We start from the raw sequence: 14,522 nt of genomic DNA on the forward strand, positions 1-14,522 counted from the left end.
CCTTTTCTCCGTTAAGCTTTAAGAACCTGATCTAATAAAGTTTGACCTTTTTCTTTGCTAAGATAAACCATCTCCAGTCTATATCCTTCAACCCATTTTCCTAAATATCTTCTTACCGTAGCCATCCTTTTTTCTGCCCTTAAGTTCCCGATCCTACTTTTACACGTTCCTTTTTTACACCCTACCACAAAAACCTGCTGAAAACCCTCTTCCAAAGCTTTCAGCACCTCAAAAACAGTTAAATCTCCTGCACAATCTAAGGTCTTTAAAACTATATCTTCTCTATCCTTCATCTCTTCTTCTAAACCAAGCTCTCTACAAACAAACATCAGAGTTTTTCCTTTCATCAAGCCTCCGTAACCTTAGATTACTTGAAGATAGATCGCCTCAGAAGGACACTCACCGATACAGATGCCACAACCTGTGCATTTCTTTAGGTCTACCAATATACTATTAGCCACATGGTCGATAGACATGGCTGAAAAAGGACAAATCTTTACACAATTAAAACAGTTGATACACCTTTCTCTAAAAATTTCAGCCCGTTTAACCGGAAGCATTTCAGAGGAAAAAGTGTTTTTAAACCTTTCTAACAATATTTGTTGGTAAAAAGACATGTGTTCTGAAGAAGAAAGAGACCTTCGCATTTCCATATCAAAAAGCACCCTTGGCTTTGGCTGGTGAATTCCTAAAGTCTTTCTTTTTGTTTCTATCCTCTCTATGATTTCCTGTAAAATCTGGTCGGCAAGACCTTCTTCAAATACCTTAACCTTTTCATCAAGCAATTTAAAAGGTAAAAAGTCCTTCCCTATGGCTAAAACTTCTAAACCTAAACCTGAAAAAGCAGGAACTAAAAGCCCAGGATTAACAGTTTTTAAACTGTTTTTACTACAGTAAACCGCAACTAAAGGTATCTCTGAAAGCTCTTTAAACAACCCTCCGGCACTAAGCATCTCTAAAACAACAGGGAAAACCTCTACTTCATCCCTTAAACATAAAACCGGAGGCAAACCAAAGGCTTCTAAAAATTCTCTCAGCCCTTCTCCTGCTTCCTGGATGAGTTCTAAATATTTTAAGGTTTCTTTCTCGTTTCCTGCAGACCATATCCAGATATTTTGATGTAATAGTTTTTTAACCAAAGAAAGATTTGATTCTTCTAAAGGAAGATGATTAAAAAATACCAGTCCTTTTAGATTGCCTGTTTTAAGGTTTTCGTTGATCGGACTTAAAGAGGCCCTGAAAGTTCCTCCAAGGGCATACATCAGGTCTGAACAGGTTAAACCGTTTAAATTCCCTTTAGAAAAAAATAAATCCTTAAGGTATGACCTAAATAATGCTAAACCAAAAACATAGGTAAGAGAAAGTTTTATCAAGCTTTTAGTAAGTTCTTCTTTTTCTTCGGGTCTGAGAAACTTTTCGTAAGTACGGGTTATTTCTCTTTCTATTCCCTCAACCAAAAGCCCTTCTTTTTTAAGCTTAGATAAAACCTCAGTAGGGAAAAATTTTTCAACTTTTTCTGTTAAATCTTTAGTAGAAAACAGATCTAAAAGGTTTTTAGCGATTTTCGTCAGTAAAATCCTTTCAGGAAGACTACTGTCTAAGCCTAAACTTTGAGCCAAGAAAAGAAGATTTTCTGGTTTGGTAAAATTTATCGGCTTACCTGAGGATAAAGCCTCATCTATCTTAAAAATTTCACCTTTAAACTCTAAAAGGTTTAGCCCATAATCTTTAATCAGGGTGAACCCTAAGTTTTTTAGCTGATCTTTGTTTTTTTCCAAAGTTATCCCTCAACCCTATAAAATTTTAAAAAACTATTATAACATATTTATACTAAAACACTATCGATAAAATCTGTTCGAGGCTTGAATTTTAGCTAAAACTGAATTTCTTCAGAAAGACCTTGGCTTGCTTTTGCAGCTTCTAACGTGTTTTTCATCAACATGGTAATCGTCATAGGACCAACTCCACCGGGAACCGGGGTAATAACCGAGGCTTTCTGCTTAACACTTTCAAAATCTACATCTCCACAAAGAATCGGTTTACCCTCAGGAGTGGTCCCAATCCTGTTAACCCCAACATCTATAACCACTACCCCTTCTTTCACCATATCCCCTGAAATAAATTTTGGTCTACCTGCTGCCACTATCAAGATATCTGCCCTTTTAGTATGAAAAGCAAGGTCTTTGGTAGCGGTATGACACACCGTTACCGTTGCGTTTCCTACAGGTTTAAGTTTCTGCATAAGAAGGAGAGCTAAGGGTTTTCCTACGATGTTACTTCTTCCTATGATAACCACCTCTTTTCCTTCTACCTCTATATCAGCTTCTTTTAAAAGAAACAGAATTCCATAGGGTGTGCATGGAATAAAGGTAGGATGTCCCATAACCAACCTTCCTAAATTAAAGGGATGGAAACCGTCGACATCCTTTTTAGGGTTGATAGCGCAGATCACCTTTTTTTCATCAATATGTTTAGGAAGAGGTAGCTGCACCAAGATACCGTGGATGGATGGGTCCTGGTTGTATTTTTCTATAAGGTCTAAAAGGGTTTTTTCTGAGATGTCCTCCGGAAGGTTTTCTTGAACTGAGTAAAAACCAAGTTCTTTGGCTACCCTCTGTTTGGCTGTAACATAAGAAACTGAGGCAGGATTTTCTCCTACCAAGATGGTTACAAGACCAGGAATGAGCCCATATTGTTCCTTTAATGTTCTTACCTCTTCTTTGATCTGTTCTCTCAAGTTTTTAGCTATCTCTGACCCTTTTAATATTAAAGGCTCCATGATTTAACCCCTTTATTCAAGACCTATGATTTTGCCAGTTTTCAAATCTACATCTATCTTACGAAAAGCTGGATTAGAAACTGTGCCAGGCATAAGGTTGATTTCACCAGCAACAGGCACAACCAACTTTGCTCCTCTAAAAACCATGATATCTCTTACATTAAAAACCCAATCTTTAGGAACACCTCTAAGATCAGGATTATCTGAAAGAGAAAGGCTGGTTTTAGCCATACAAACAAAAAATTCTGTAAGGTCTTCTTTTTCAAGCTGTTCCAATTTTTCTTTGGCTAAAGGAGTAAAACAAACTTCCTTTGCACCATAGATTTCTTTTGCAATTTTTTCTATTTTAGCTTTAAGAGGCTCTTTTGTGTCGTAAAGAAAGTTAAAACTATTCGGTTTTTCACAGGCCTCTATAACCGCTTCAGCAAGTTCTACTGCTCCTTCTCCTCCTTTTAACCAGTGGTTAGAACAAACTGCAGTTACCCCTAAGGCCTCACAAAATCTTTTAACCACCTCTATTTCTTCTTTAAAATCATGTATAAACTGGTTGATACATACCACTGGATTAATTCCACTTCTTTGGATAATCTCTATACAATGGGCTAAAAGTTCACAACCTTTTTCTACCAGGTCTGGTCTTAAACTTTGGTATTCTGAAGGAAGAAGCTGGTTTTTCCTAGGAAGAGGTGCTCCTCCGTGATATTTAAGAGCCCTTAAAGTGGTTACCAAAACTACTGCCTGAGGTATAAGACCTGATAACCTGCACTTAATATTCCAAAATTTTTCATAGCCAATCTCTGCTCCAAATCCTGACTCAGTAACATGATATTCGGAAAGTTTTAGACCTAAATAGTCTGCGATGATAGAAGACTGGCCAAGGGCGATGTTAGCAAAAGGTCCGGTGTGTATAAAAACAGGTTGTCCTTCTATGGTTTGTGCAAGGGTTGGGTTAAGAGCTTCTACCAACCAGGCAGTCATCGCACCTGCTACCTCAAGGTCTTCGGTAGTAATAGGATTTCCCCTTTTATCATAGGCTACTACAATCTTTCCAACCCTTTCTCTTAGATCCTGTAAATCTTTAGCGATAGAAAGAATGGCCATAAGTTCTGAAGCTGGGGCTATCCAAAACTTGCTTTCCATCAAAACACCGTTCTTTTTTTCTCCAAGTCCTATCAAAACTTTTCTCAAGGCTTGGGCACAAAAATCTATTAACCAGGGAAATTCAACCCTTTTTGGGTCTATGTTAAGCCTTTTAATTCCTATTTTTAAAAGCTCTTCGTCAGTATACGTTTCTTCATGGTGAAGTCTTGAGGTAAGAGCTACCATAGCAAGGTTATGGGCATTCATCACCGCATTTATGTCTCCAGTAAGCCCTAAAACAATCTTATCTAAAGGTAATACCTGAGATAACCCACCTCCGGTGCCTCCTCCTTTTAGGTTAAAAGTTGGGCCTGAAGAAGGCTGTCTTATAGCCCCACTTACCCTTTTCCCTTTTTTAGCAAGTCCCTGAATAAGTCCTATCGTGGTGGTAGTTTTTCCCTCTCCAAAAGGGGTAGGCACTATCGCAGTAACATCGATATATTTTCCGTAAGTTTTGGTTTTTAACCTTTGAATTACTTTTAGGTAGTCAACTTTAGCCAAATAATAACCATAAGGGATTAATTCTTCTGAGAGAAGTTCGATTTCTTCTGCCAGTTCAAAAACCTTCTTTAGATTTTTTTCGGCTTGATAGGCTATCTCCCAGGGAGAAAGTTTTGTTGGGTCTAAATTTTTTTTCATAAAAGCCTCTTTAAGATGTTTTTAAGTTTATAAGTTTTAGCTCAAAAAACGATTTTCGTCAATCCAAAGGTCAAAACGGTTTGACAAGTTTAGTGAGTATTTGAGTATAAAAACACGTTTAGAGGAGTTAAAAGGGTTGGTGTGAAAGGTGGGGTTAGTAGAGTTTGTATATGGGGAGGTTAAGAGAGGATATGGGAGAAATATGTTTAGAATCAGGGGAAAAAGATTGAGAGGAGTGGGTACAGGTAGAAAATGGAATAGATTTTATATGAGAGTTGGGGAAGAACTATAGAAAGTAACTAAGAAATATGATTTTTAAGTTTAAAGATTACGGAAAGATTTTTTATTTTATTCTCTATCGGCAATTTTGGGTCAAAATCTCTGTCTAAAGAAAAAACAAAAACATGTTTAAAACTATGTTTAAATTTTTAAAAGTTTTCGACATGCTTTTGAATAAGGTTATTTAAAACCTTTTGACAAAAGTTTAAAATCATCCATCTCTGATATTTTGGACCTTATAAGCATTTTGTTTAAACCAACCTGTTTTATCATTATCTTATCTTTTATTTTTTTTCTTTTAAATTAAAATCTTTTTATAAAAATTTTTATATTAAGACCAATTATGTTAAAAAATTTAAAGCTGATTAAAAAATTAGACCCAGATCCTACTGCTTTGATGAAAGAAAAAATTAAAGTAGCTGAAGAGCTTTTTGAGCATTGGAATGACTATTTTTATAAAGACTCAAAGTTTTTAAAACTTTTAAAAAGGTACGAAAACGCAGTTTTGTTGTCAAACCAGATGATGTCAAACTTAGAAACGTTTAACGAATGTTATATTTGCTCAGTAATAGATAAAAAAGGTTGTTGCAAGGCTGGTATTGAGGCAGAAGTTACTGTAAACATTTTATTATTAAACCTTTTTTTAAAAAAAGACGTTCCTAAGGAGAGAGAGATTCCTTTAAAATGTTTTTTTGTCGGTCCTATAGGATGTAAGATTTTTGCCAGACCTTTTATCTGTAGAGACTATTTTTGTCGTCGTTTGTTAAATAAACTTACGCAAGAAAAGTATGCCTTAGTAACCCAGGTGCTTAACGAAGAGCTTACTTTACTTTATGAAATAACGCGATATATTAGAAAACAACTGGAGTTTTTATTAGGTGAGTTTTTGTTAGAATTAGACATAGTAGGTTATTGCTGGGAATAAGGGGAGACCTATGGTTAGATGGTGGCTTTTAATAGGTGTTATCCTTTTATTTTCTGGATGCGCAAAAAAGGAGGTTCCACCTATAGTTGGAGAATCTCAAGTTCCTGTTTATCAATCTCAGAAAGAGTCTACAACTTCTGTCTCTCAGCCTAAAGCTCCTTCAGAAGTAGAACAGAACCAGGTTTTCTCTCCTGAAGAATTCAAAGATTCAGAAAAAGAAGACTGGGAAAGATGGAAAGTTTATGGAAGAAGCACCTCTCCTCTTAAGGCAGTTTTTTTTGATTATGACGATTATTCCATAAAAGAAGATATGTGGGAACCTATTAAACATAACGTTAAATACCTTCTTAAGCACAAAGATTTGAAGGTTGAGTTACAGGGAAACTGCGATGAAAGAGGCACCAACGAATACAACATGGCTTTAGGTGCTAAAAGAGCTCAAGAGGTAAAAAAGGTACTTACTAAATTAGGAATAGATGAAGAAAGGATTAACACCATCAGTTTTGGAGAAGAAAGACCTCTTGCTAAGTGTTCTAACGAAACATGTTGGGCTATCAACAGAAGAGTTGATTTTGTGATAATTAAATAATTAAATAATAAATAAAAATAGGAGGTTTTTATGAAAAGGTTTTTTATTAGTATGTTTTTTGTCTTTTTTTTAGGTTTTGTTTTTTTTAATGAGGCTAAGGCTGAAACCAGTTTAAAAATAGGGGTTATAGACATCAAAAAAGTGATTAATAAATCCAAGTACGGCGAAGAAATTATTCAAAAGTTGCAAAAAAAATATGAAGAACTTTCTTTAAAAGTTCAAGCCAAGGCTAAAGAATTAGATACCATTAAAGAAGAATTAGAAAAAAAAGGCGCTCTTCTTTCTCAAGAGGCAAGAGAAAAAAAACAAGCTGAGTATCAAAAGCTGTTAAGAGAACTTAAAAGCCTTCAAGAAGACGCACAGTATGAGATGCAAGAATATGAAAAACAACTTCTTGACCCGGTTTTTAAGGAGTTAGAAGGGGTGCTTAAAGAGTTTGTACAAAAAGAAGGTATTGACCTTGTTTTAGAAAAAAATCAACCAGGAATATATTATGTAGCACCCAAGGTTGATTATACCGATAAATTGATAGATAAATTTAACGCTTATTACGAAGCTAAAAAGACAAAGAAGTAAAGTTTGGTTTTTACTACAAACTTAAAGAATGTTAGTAGCTGACATAGGAGGTACTAATTCAAGAATAGGGATCTTAAAAAATCGCAAAATTTTAAATATCAAGATTTATCTAACCAAAGAACATAAAAATCTATACAGTATACTCGAAAGGTATTTTTCTGAAGTTTTTCTCGAAAACCTTACGGAAGAGGTTTATTTAGCGGTTGCTGGTCCGGTTTTCGAAGATAAAGCCAAACTTACCAACCTGGGATGGGAGGTTTCTGTAAAGGAGCTTAAGAAAAAATTTAATTTCAAAGAAGTTTTTTTGGTAAACGACCTTTATGGGTTAGCACTTGGGGCCTCTTTTTTATCTGATAAAGACCTAAAAACTTTAAAAAGAGGAAAAACTAAAAAGAAGTTCCCCCGAGTGTTTTTGGCACCAGGCACAGGGTTAGGTATTTCGTTCTCGATAGATGAAGGCATAGTTTTACCCTCAGAAAACGGACATACCCTTTTTTGCGCTCTTAAAAAAGAAGAATATGCTTTTTTAGAATACTTGGGAACTCTAAACGAAGAAAAGTGCTGGGAAAAAGCTTTATCAGGAAAAGCTGTTTCTCTCTGGTATCAGTTTTATTTTAACCAAACTTTAATACCTGAAGAAATTTTTAACCTTGCTAAAAAGGGAGAAGAAAAGGCTCTTAAGACGGTTGAGACGATGGTAGAACTTTTAGGAAGAAAGGCCTCAGAATTAGCCCTTACTTTTTTGCCAGAAGGGGGAATTTATCTCACAGGTGGTTTGGTCTCAGGATTAAAAGAGTTTTTGACAAAAAAGAATTTCTTAGATAAGTTTTTAACAGGTTATTTTAACAATCCTAAGATGGATTTTCTTTTAGAGCGTTTTCCTATCAAGTTGATAGCTCATCCTTATCCAGTTCTCTTAGGAGCTCTTGCCATTCTCCGTAACCGATAAAGGTTATCTTTCTTTTTGTGAGGTCCAGATATTTAAAATAAATTTCTAAAAAATCTTCCTTTAATGACTCGTTAAGGCGGTCAGCCCATTCTATAATTACAATACCTTCATTTAAAAATTCATGAAGTCCTAACTCTTCTAACTCTATATGTTCTAAACGGTAAAGGTCGACGTGGTAGATAGTATATTTTCCTTCATACACATTGATTAAAGAAAAGGTGGGACTGGTTACATAAACCTCAGGGTCTACCAATAAACCTTCTGCAACCCCTTTTACAAAGGTAGTTTTTCCACAACCTAGGTCTCCATAAAGAAGGATTAAGTCTCCGGGCTTTAAAAGTTTTGTAAGACTTCGGCCTAATTTTATGGTGTCTTCTTCGTTTTCAGTTATAAAGTTTATTTGCATTTATAGATTTTTAAAAATTTTATTTTCCTAAAATAAAAAGCACAGCATTTTCTTTTTTTAGATAGGTTTTTATAAACTTTTGGATATCTTCTTGTTTGATATATTGTAACATGTTTTCGTAATTTTGACTATAGTCCCACCCAAGGTTTAAAACCTCATTTACTGCTATGTCTTCGGATTTAGCAAGGTTGCTTTGTAAGCCAATTTTGAGCTTACCTAAAAGTCTGTTTTTAGCCCTTTCGATTTCCTCTAAGGTTAAACCTTTTTTAGAAACTTCTTCCAAAATTTCCCAAAAACCTGCTATCGCAGCTTCTTCTTTTTCCGGAGAACAACCTATGTAGAACACAAAGGCAGATTTTTTAGGATAAAACACCGTAAACGAGGTAACGCTATAAGCAAGGGAGCGTTCATCCCGTAAAACCCTAAATAGCCTTCCGTCTTGGCCTGAGAGAGCACTGCTTAAGATTTCTAATACCAGTTTTTCCTTTGAATTAAGACCAGGAGTTTGAAATCCAAGTAAAATTTGGTTCTGGAAGGTTTCTTTTTTTATTTTTTGGGTCTTCTGAGAAGGGAGTTTAGGTTCTTCTTCTTCTTTAACTCTTACCTTTGAGGCTTTCCAGTCCTTTAGATAGGATTCGAGTTTTTGTTTTAGGATTAAGGGGTCTACGTCCCCTACCACGGTTAATACAGCCTTTTCAGGGGTAACAAAATTTTGATAAGCCTGCCTTAGGTCTTCGGCTTTAAAGTTTTGGTAAAAAATTAAGTCGCCTGCTATGTTTAATCCATAGGGATGATCTGAAAAAAGTATTTTTAAAAATTGATTGACAGCTAAGCTGATCGGACTGTCTTCTTGCATAAAAATCATAGAAATAAGTTCAGGCCGAGCTTTTTCACACTCCTCTTCTTTAAAAGTAGGAGTTAGTAAGATTTCCTTAAAAAGCTTTAAGGTTTCATCAAAATTAGAGGAAAGGGAGAGTGCTTTTAACCCAAAGGTATTTCTTCCAGAAAAACCTTTTATGGTAGCACCTAATGCCTCAAGCTTAGAGGAGATTTCTTCTGCAGAATATTTTTGAGTTCCTCTTGTCCAAAGAAGGGTTAATGCTTGAAAAAGTCCATTAGTTTGAGGGGTCTCAAACCTCAAACCTCCTGGAAAGGCTAAGGTTATTCCTACGGTGGGTAAATCCTTCCGTGGATAGACGATGACCTTTAGTTTATTTTCTAAGGTAAAGAATTTAACAGGAGAATCTTTTTTTACAGAGATCAATTTTTTAAAATCTTCTTCATCAAAAAGCCTTTTTTCAGATAGAAACCCACCTACCAGTTTATCAAAATTAAAGTATTTTTTCGCTACCTCTTTTAGGTCTTCAACCGTTGCTTGCTCTATCTTGTTTTTATACCACAGGATGTCCCTATAATTTCCTCTTTTTAGCTGAAAAAACGAAAGAGTGTTTGAAAGACCATCAGAAGTTTCTGCATCAAACACAAAGTCAGAAATTAGTTGTACTTTTGCTTTTTTTAACTCTTCTTCAGTAACTCCTAAATTTTTGATTTCTTCAAGCTCGGTTATCAGATGGGAGACTATGTCTTTAAACTTTTCTTGGTCTGCAGTGCCATAGATTTCTATCAACCCAGGTCCTACCGGAGAAAAAGCAGAAATAGAGATAGTCTTTACTAAGTTTAATTCCCTTTTTAATCTTACGTAAAGTCTTGAAGATTCTCCTCCTCCTAAGGCCTGGACAAGTAGGTCTAAAAGAGGTGCATCTTCTTCCCTAAAAGAAACCCCAGGCAAAGTAAAAACAAAATACCCCTCTTTAACCGGTCTTTCTACCCAGACTAACTTTGGTTTTTCTGTAAAGGGTTCTTCAGGGAATTTTACTTTTTTAAGCTTTCGTTTAGGAAGGTTGGTAAAGAATTTATTGATTAGAGAAAGGAGCTCATCCTGAGGGACTTTCCCTACCACTGAAAGGACCATATTTTCAGGGGTATAAAACTGGTTGATAAAGGACAAGAGGTCTTCTCTTTTAAGAGACCTTACGGTTTCTTCATAACCGATGATAGGGCGTCTATAAGGATATTTTTGATAAGAGGCCTTCATGACTTCCTCGAAAAGCACTACATGGGGATTGTCAAGCCTCATTTTCATCTCCTCAACCACCACTTCTTTTTCTCTTTCTAACTCTTTAGGGTCAAAATAAGGATGAAACACTATGTCAGAAAGTATATCTAAGGATTTTTCTAAGATCTTGGTTGGGCCTGTGGTATAATAACAGGTGTAATCAAAAGAGGTAAAGGCGTTCATGTAGCCACCAAGGGCTTCGATTTCACCTACGATATCCTCTGGCTTTTTGGATTCGGTGCCTTTAAAGATCATGTGTTCTATAAGATGGGTAATCCCTGCCTGTTTTTCATTTTCATAAGCACTACCGACTTTAACGCAAAGCTTAACAGTTACCACGTCTTCTCTTTCATAGGGATAAAAAAGTACCGTAAGCCCGTTTGCAAGTTTTTTTTCTACCACCTTGTCTACTATGTAATCAGATTTTTTAGCTTCTCCTGGCATACTAAAACCTCCTAAAAACAGGATGATAAAAAATACTATCCAAAACAATTTTTTCAACATTTTAAGTCTCCCCGCTTAAATCTGATTATATAACTTTTTAATTTATCATAGTTATAATTTTTATCCAGTGAGGTTAGGTTTTGCTAAATTTTCAGGTTATGAGCTTTCAATCTGTGTAGATATAATTTTCGTAATGTTTATAAAAAATAATTGACCTTAATTTGTCGATAGAAGTTTATGGGAGAAATATGTTTTATGAAAATTTTTTAAGTTTAAAGATTACAGAAAAATTTTTTCTTTTATTCTCTATCGGCAAATTAGGGTATTATAAAAAACATTTGACTTTTATAAAGATTTTATTATATAAAATTTTTTAAAGTGTTAATTTGTTTGCAAAAATGAGATTAAGTTTAACTTTTTCATTTACCAAAAATTTGCTTCTACCTCTTCATTACAATGAAATACTTCAGGGCTTGATTTACCGTCTTTTAGATAAAGCTATTGCTGAGAAGCTTCACGATGAAGGTTTTGTCTTAGGAAAAAGAAAGTTTAAATTATTTACTTTTTCTCGTCTCTTTGGGAATTTTGAGAGGCAGGGAGAGAACCTTAAATTTTTTTCTCCTTTTAAGTTTTATTTATCTTCTCCTTATAATGAAATGATTGAGAGTTTAGCTTTAAATCTTTTAAAAGCTCCTGAAATCAAGATTTTAGAGAATAAGATTTTAGTTGAAAGTATTGAAGTTGTAGCCTCTCCTGTCATAAAAAGAGAAGTGACAGTTAAGATGCTCTCTCCTCTCACTGTTTACAGTACCTTGTTGAGTCCTGACGGTAAGAAGAAGACTTATTATTATCATCCTAAGGAAAAAGAATTTTCTCAGCTTGTTAAAGAAAACTTAGTTAAGAAATACAAAGCCTTTTACGGAAAGATACCTCCTTCTGAGGATTTTTTTATAGAGCCTTTAGGGATAAGTAACAAAAACGAAAAGTTAGTCATTTATAAAGGGTTTATAATAAAAGGTTGGATGGGAAAGTTTAGATTAAGAGGGGATCCTGAGCTTATAAAATTTTCTTACGAAGCTGGTCTTGGAGCAAAGAATTCTCAAGGGTTTGGGATGTGGGAGATTTTAGAAAAATAAAAATTATCATGTCAGAAATAGGATTAAAAAGCTGTTATAAATTAAATAGAAAATAAATATTAATGAAAAGGGACTTTAACAAAAAATGCAAAATATAAGTCTAAATGTTAGAGATTTTTATAAAAAATACTTTCAAATAGACGAACCTTACGAATTTCAAGAGAGGATCTGGGATTTAATTTTACAAGGTAAAAATCCCCTATTGGTTAGAGCTCCCACAGGTAGTGGCAAAACTGAGGCAGTAATTGCCCCATTTTTAGCTCAGTTTATCAATAATGATTTTATCATTGCACCAAGGTTAATTTATGTGCTACCTATGAGAGTACTTGTCAACGGTATTGCGCAAAGGATAAAAAAATACGCAGAGAGAATTTCTCCAAACATATCTGTTGAAATTCAGCACGGTGACATCCCTGATTCACCGTTTTTTATTGCTGATATTATAGTTACAACTCTTGACCAGTTTCTTTATGGTTTTGCAAGAGCAAGTAGACAGGTAGGATATCATATTGATGTACCTGCTGGCTCTATAGCTTCTTCTTTAGTAGTTTTTGATGAAGCACATATGTACAGAGATGGGTTTACGTTTTCCATCATGAGGGCTTTAATGGAAATACTTTATAGAAGCAACATTCCTTTTGTGGTTATGACAGCAACCATGCCTAAAACTCTTGAAGAGAGCCTTTTTGAGAGAATTGAAATGGATGAGGAGCAGAAGATTTTCGCAGATCTTCCTTCTTCTTCAAAGATTAAGATAACTCTTATTGATAAGCCTCTTTTTTCAAAGGAAGATATAAATCTTTCCGATGAGCTTTTAGAAAAAATAAAGAAAAAGAAAACCCTGATCGTGGCAAATCAAGTTAAAAGAGCCCAAAAAATTTATGAGAAAATTAAGTTAAGGCTTGATTTGAGAGACGAAGAGATTGTTTTACTTCATTCAAGATTTACCAAAGCGGATAGAGCTTTCCACGAAACGAAAGCGTTATCATTAATACCCCACAAAGAAGATGGAAAAATTGTTGTTCCTGAAGGAGCAGGTATTGTAGTTTCAACCCAGGTTCTTGAAGCAGGAATAGATTTTTCAGCAGAGCTTTTACTTACAGAGCTTGCACCAGCTGATTCTCTGGTTCAAAGGTCTGGAAGATGTGCAAGATATAATGGGCAGAAAGGCGAGATGTACATATTTCCAGTGGAGGAAGAAAATAAAGGTTACTTGCCTTATGAGAAGAAATGCTTAGAAAAAACTTGGGAGTGGCTTAAGAATAATCCTGATTTTGACATAAAGGATTTTAACCAAGTGTGTAACTTTGTTGATTTCACCCTTGACTACAAAGCAAACGATTATGAAGCAGCAGATACTTTAATTGACCTTTATGAATGTGTTTTGTATGCCGATACAGAACCAAGAAATATTCAGTTAAGGAAAAGTAAGCCAGTAACAATAGTCATTTTAGACATTCCTGACAGAAGCGGTGAAAAGATTAGAAAAGAGGTTGAAGCTAAATATTTAGAACATCTCAGGAATACCACAATAAAGGATGTTTCCTTTGAGATAGACACGAATATTGCTTGGGCCTGGTTTAAAGATAGACTAATTAAATATGAAATCAAGTGGAGATATAATGAGAATACTAAAAGGAACGAATTTGAGGTTATTGATCTATTTAAGATGAGGACGAGCCGAGAACCAGAAGAGGAAGATCCAAGGATAAATCCTTTTGGTATTTATGTAATTCCTAAGGCCTACTATGATCCCACTTTAGGGGTTGAAAAAGATGGTAGTCCTTTTATTTAGTGCACCTGAGGAAGAGTATTTAAAGCATATTAAAAGGTGTGAAGAAAAGTTTGAAATTTTATTTTCGATTTTTTCTCACACAGTAAGAAGGATACTGAATAGCTCTTTTTCAGAAGATGAACTACGCCAATATTTCTTGAAGATGATTAGGTTCCACGACCTTGGCAAGCTCACCAAAAAATGGCAGGAGAATATAGGTAAAGATAAAAATAAAAAATTACCCTCTCATGCTCCAATAGGTGCTGCCTACCTGTGGAAAGTTTTGCCAAAAGGTATAAAAGAATCTTTAGCCTTTGCGGTTGCTATTCATCATACAGACCGGGGTCTTCTTGGAGACAACATTGAAAGACCAGATGTTCAGGCAATACTTGATGGCATAGTTAAGAATGACGGGAGTATTGATTGGCACAAAGGAGTAGATGATTTAGATAAAGAATACTTTCCAGATGGAGCAAGAGAGCTTACGATTAATGATTTAAGAGAAATGGCAAGAGGATTAAGGGTCTGGGCAAGAGGATGCGATTTATTTGAACAACACCGAAGAAGACTCCAAGTTGCATTAGCCCATCACATACTAAAACTTTGCGATATCTCTGCTGCAGTAGAGCGAAAAGAGTATCAAAAAGGAGATGAAAATAAAGAAGTCTATTTTGGTGGATGGCTTATGTCTAGTAATATAAAAAGTTATGTGGAGAACGTTTATAATCGTATGCAACAATTAAAAAGGTTAAAAACATAGAAAATGGCAA

13 protein-coding genes are annotated in these 14,522 nt (G+C 35.0%); 7 read left to right on the forward strand and 6 right to left on the reverse strand.

Annotation, left to right across the window (positions count from 1 at the left end; translation table 11 throughout):
- Positions 1-11 precede the first annotated feature (11 nt).
- The 4 genes from HL41_RS07345 to HL41_RS07360 all read right to left on the reverse strand — a co-directional run bounded on the left by HL41_RS07345 (position 12) and on the right by HL41_RS07360 (position 4,558).
- Positions 12-347: a hydrogenase iron-sulfur subunit gene (locus tag HL41_RS07345; RefSeq protein WP_038060479.1), complete on the reverse strand. Its 336-nt coding sequence runs from the start codon at positions 345-347 to the stop codon at positions 12-14.
- A 15-nt stretch (positions 348-362) separates the two neighbouring features.
- Positions 363-1,778: a 4Fe-4S binding protein gene (locus HL41_RS07350; protein WP_038060481.1), complete on the reverse strand. Its 1,416-nt coding sequence runs from the start codon at positions 1,776-1,778 to the stop codon at positions 363-365.
- Between the two features lie 95 nt (positions 1,779-1,873).
- Positions 1,874-2,779: a bifunctional methylenetetrahydrofolate dehydrogenase/methenyltetrahydrofolate cyclohydrolase FolD gene (folD, locus tag HL41_RS07355; protein WP_038060483.1), complete on the reverse strand. Its 906-nt coding sequence runs from the start codon at positions 2,777-2,779 to the stop codon at positions 1,874-1,876.
- Between the two features lie 12 nt (positions 2,780-2,791).
- Positions 2,792-4,558, reverse strand: coding sequence for a formate--tetrahydrofolate ligase (locus tag HL41_RS07360; RefSeq protein ID WP_038060485.1), 1,767 nt, complete (start codon positions 4,556-4,558; stop codon positions 2,792-2,794).
- Positions 4,559-5,180: 622 nt separating this feature from the next.
- On the opposite strand from HL41_RS07360, the gene HL41_RS07365 reads away from it, so the two are divergent.
- From HL41_RS07365 to HL41_RS07380, 4 genes are read left to right on the forward strand one after another with little or no spacing between them, the layout of a single operon-like run.
- Positions 5,181-5,762, forward strand: coding sequence for a hypothetical protein (locus HL41_RS07365; protein ID WP_038060487.1), 582 nt, complete (start codon positions 5,181-5,183; stop codon positions 5,760-5,762).
- Between the two features lie 10 nt (positions 5,763-5,772).
- A complete protein-coding gene (pal, locus tag HL41_RS09155) occupies positions 5,773-6,351 on the forward strand; it encodes a peptidoglycan-associated lipoprotein Pal (protein WP_051754581.1) in 579 nt (192 codons plus the stop codon).
- Between the two features lie 30 nt (positions 6,352-6,381).
- Positions 6,382-6,927: an OmpH family outer membrane protein gene (locus HL41_RS07375; protein WP_038060489.1), complete on the forward strand. Its 546-nt coding sequence runs from the start codon at positions 6,382-6,384 to the stop codon at positions 6,925-6,927.
- A gap of 28 nt (positions 6,928-6,955) precedes the next feature.
- On the forward strand, positions 6,956-7,876 hold the full coding sequence (locus tag HL41_RS07380; protein ID WP_038060491.1) for a glucokinase: 921 nt from the start codon (positions 6,956-6,958) through the stop codon (positions 7,874-7,876).
- On the opposite strand, the gene tsaE is transcribed toward HL41_RS07380, so the two are convergent.
- Both tsaE and HL41_RS07390 read right to left on the reverse strand, forming a co-directional pair.
- Positions 7,812-8,282, reverse strand: a complete 471-nt coding sequence (tsaE, locus tag HL41_RS07385; protein ID WP_038060493.1) for a tRNA (adenosine(37)-N6)-threonylcarbamoyltransferase complex ATPase subunit type 1 TsaE — start codon at positions 8,280-8,282, stop codon at positions 7,812-7,814. The genes HL41_RS07380 and tsaE overlap by 65 nt on opposite strands.
- A gap of 19 nt (positions 8,283-8,301) precedes the next feature.
- Positions 8,302-10,842 (reverse strand): M16 family metallopeptidase, encoded by a 2,541-nt coding sequence (locus HL41_RS07390; RefSeq protein WP_038060495.1) that lies wholly within the window; start codon positions 10,840-10,842, stop codon positions 8,302-8,304.
- Positions 10,843-11,240: 398 nt separating this feature from the next.
- On the opposite strand from HL41_RS07390, the gene cas6 reads away from it, so the two are divergent.
- From cas6 to HL41_RS07405, 3 genes are all read left to right on the forward strand, one after another.
- Positions 11,241-11,978 (forward strand): CRISPR-associated endoribonuclease Cas6, encoded by a 738-nt coding sequence (cas6, locus tag HL41_RS07395; RefSeq protein ID WP_038060497.1) that lies wholly within the window; start codon positions 11,241-11,243, stop codon positions 11,976-11,978.
- Between the two features lie 85 nt (positions 11,979-12,063).
- Positions 12,064-13,773, forward strand: a complete 1,710-nt coding sequence (gene cas3 / locus HL41_RS07400) for a CRISPR-associated helicase Cas3' (protein WP_038060498.1) — start codon at positions 12,064-12,066, stop codon at positions 13,771-13,773.
- Positions 13,754-14,512, forward strand: a complete 759-nt coding sequence (locus HL41_RS07405; RefSeq protein WP_038060500.1) for a CRISPR-associated endonuclease Cas3'' — start codon at positions 13,754-13,756, stop codon at positions 14,510-14,512. The genes cas3 and HL41_RS07405 overlap by 20 nt, the downstream gene beginning before the upstream one ends.
- The last annotated feature ends 10 nt before the right edge of the window (positions 14,513-14,522 follow it).

Origin of the sequence: Thermodesulfobacterium commune DSM 2178, assembly GCF_000734015.1 — a bacterium.
GTDB classification, from domain to species: Bacteria; Desulfobacterota; Thermodesulfobacteria; order Thermodesulfobacteriales; family Thermodesulfobacteriaceae; genus Thermodesulfobacterium; species Thermodesulfobacterium commune.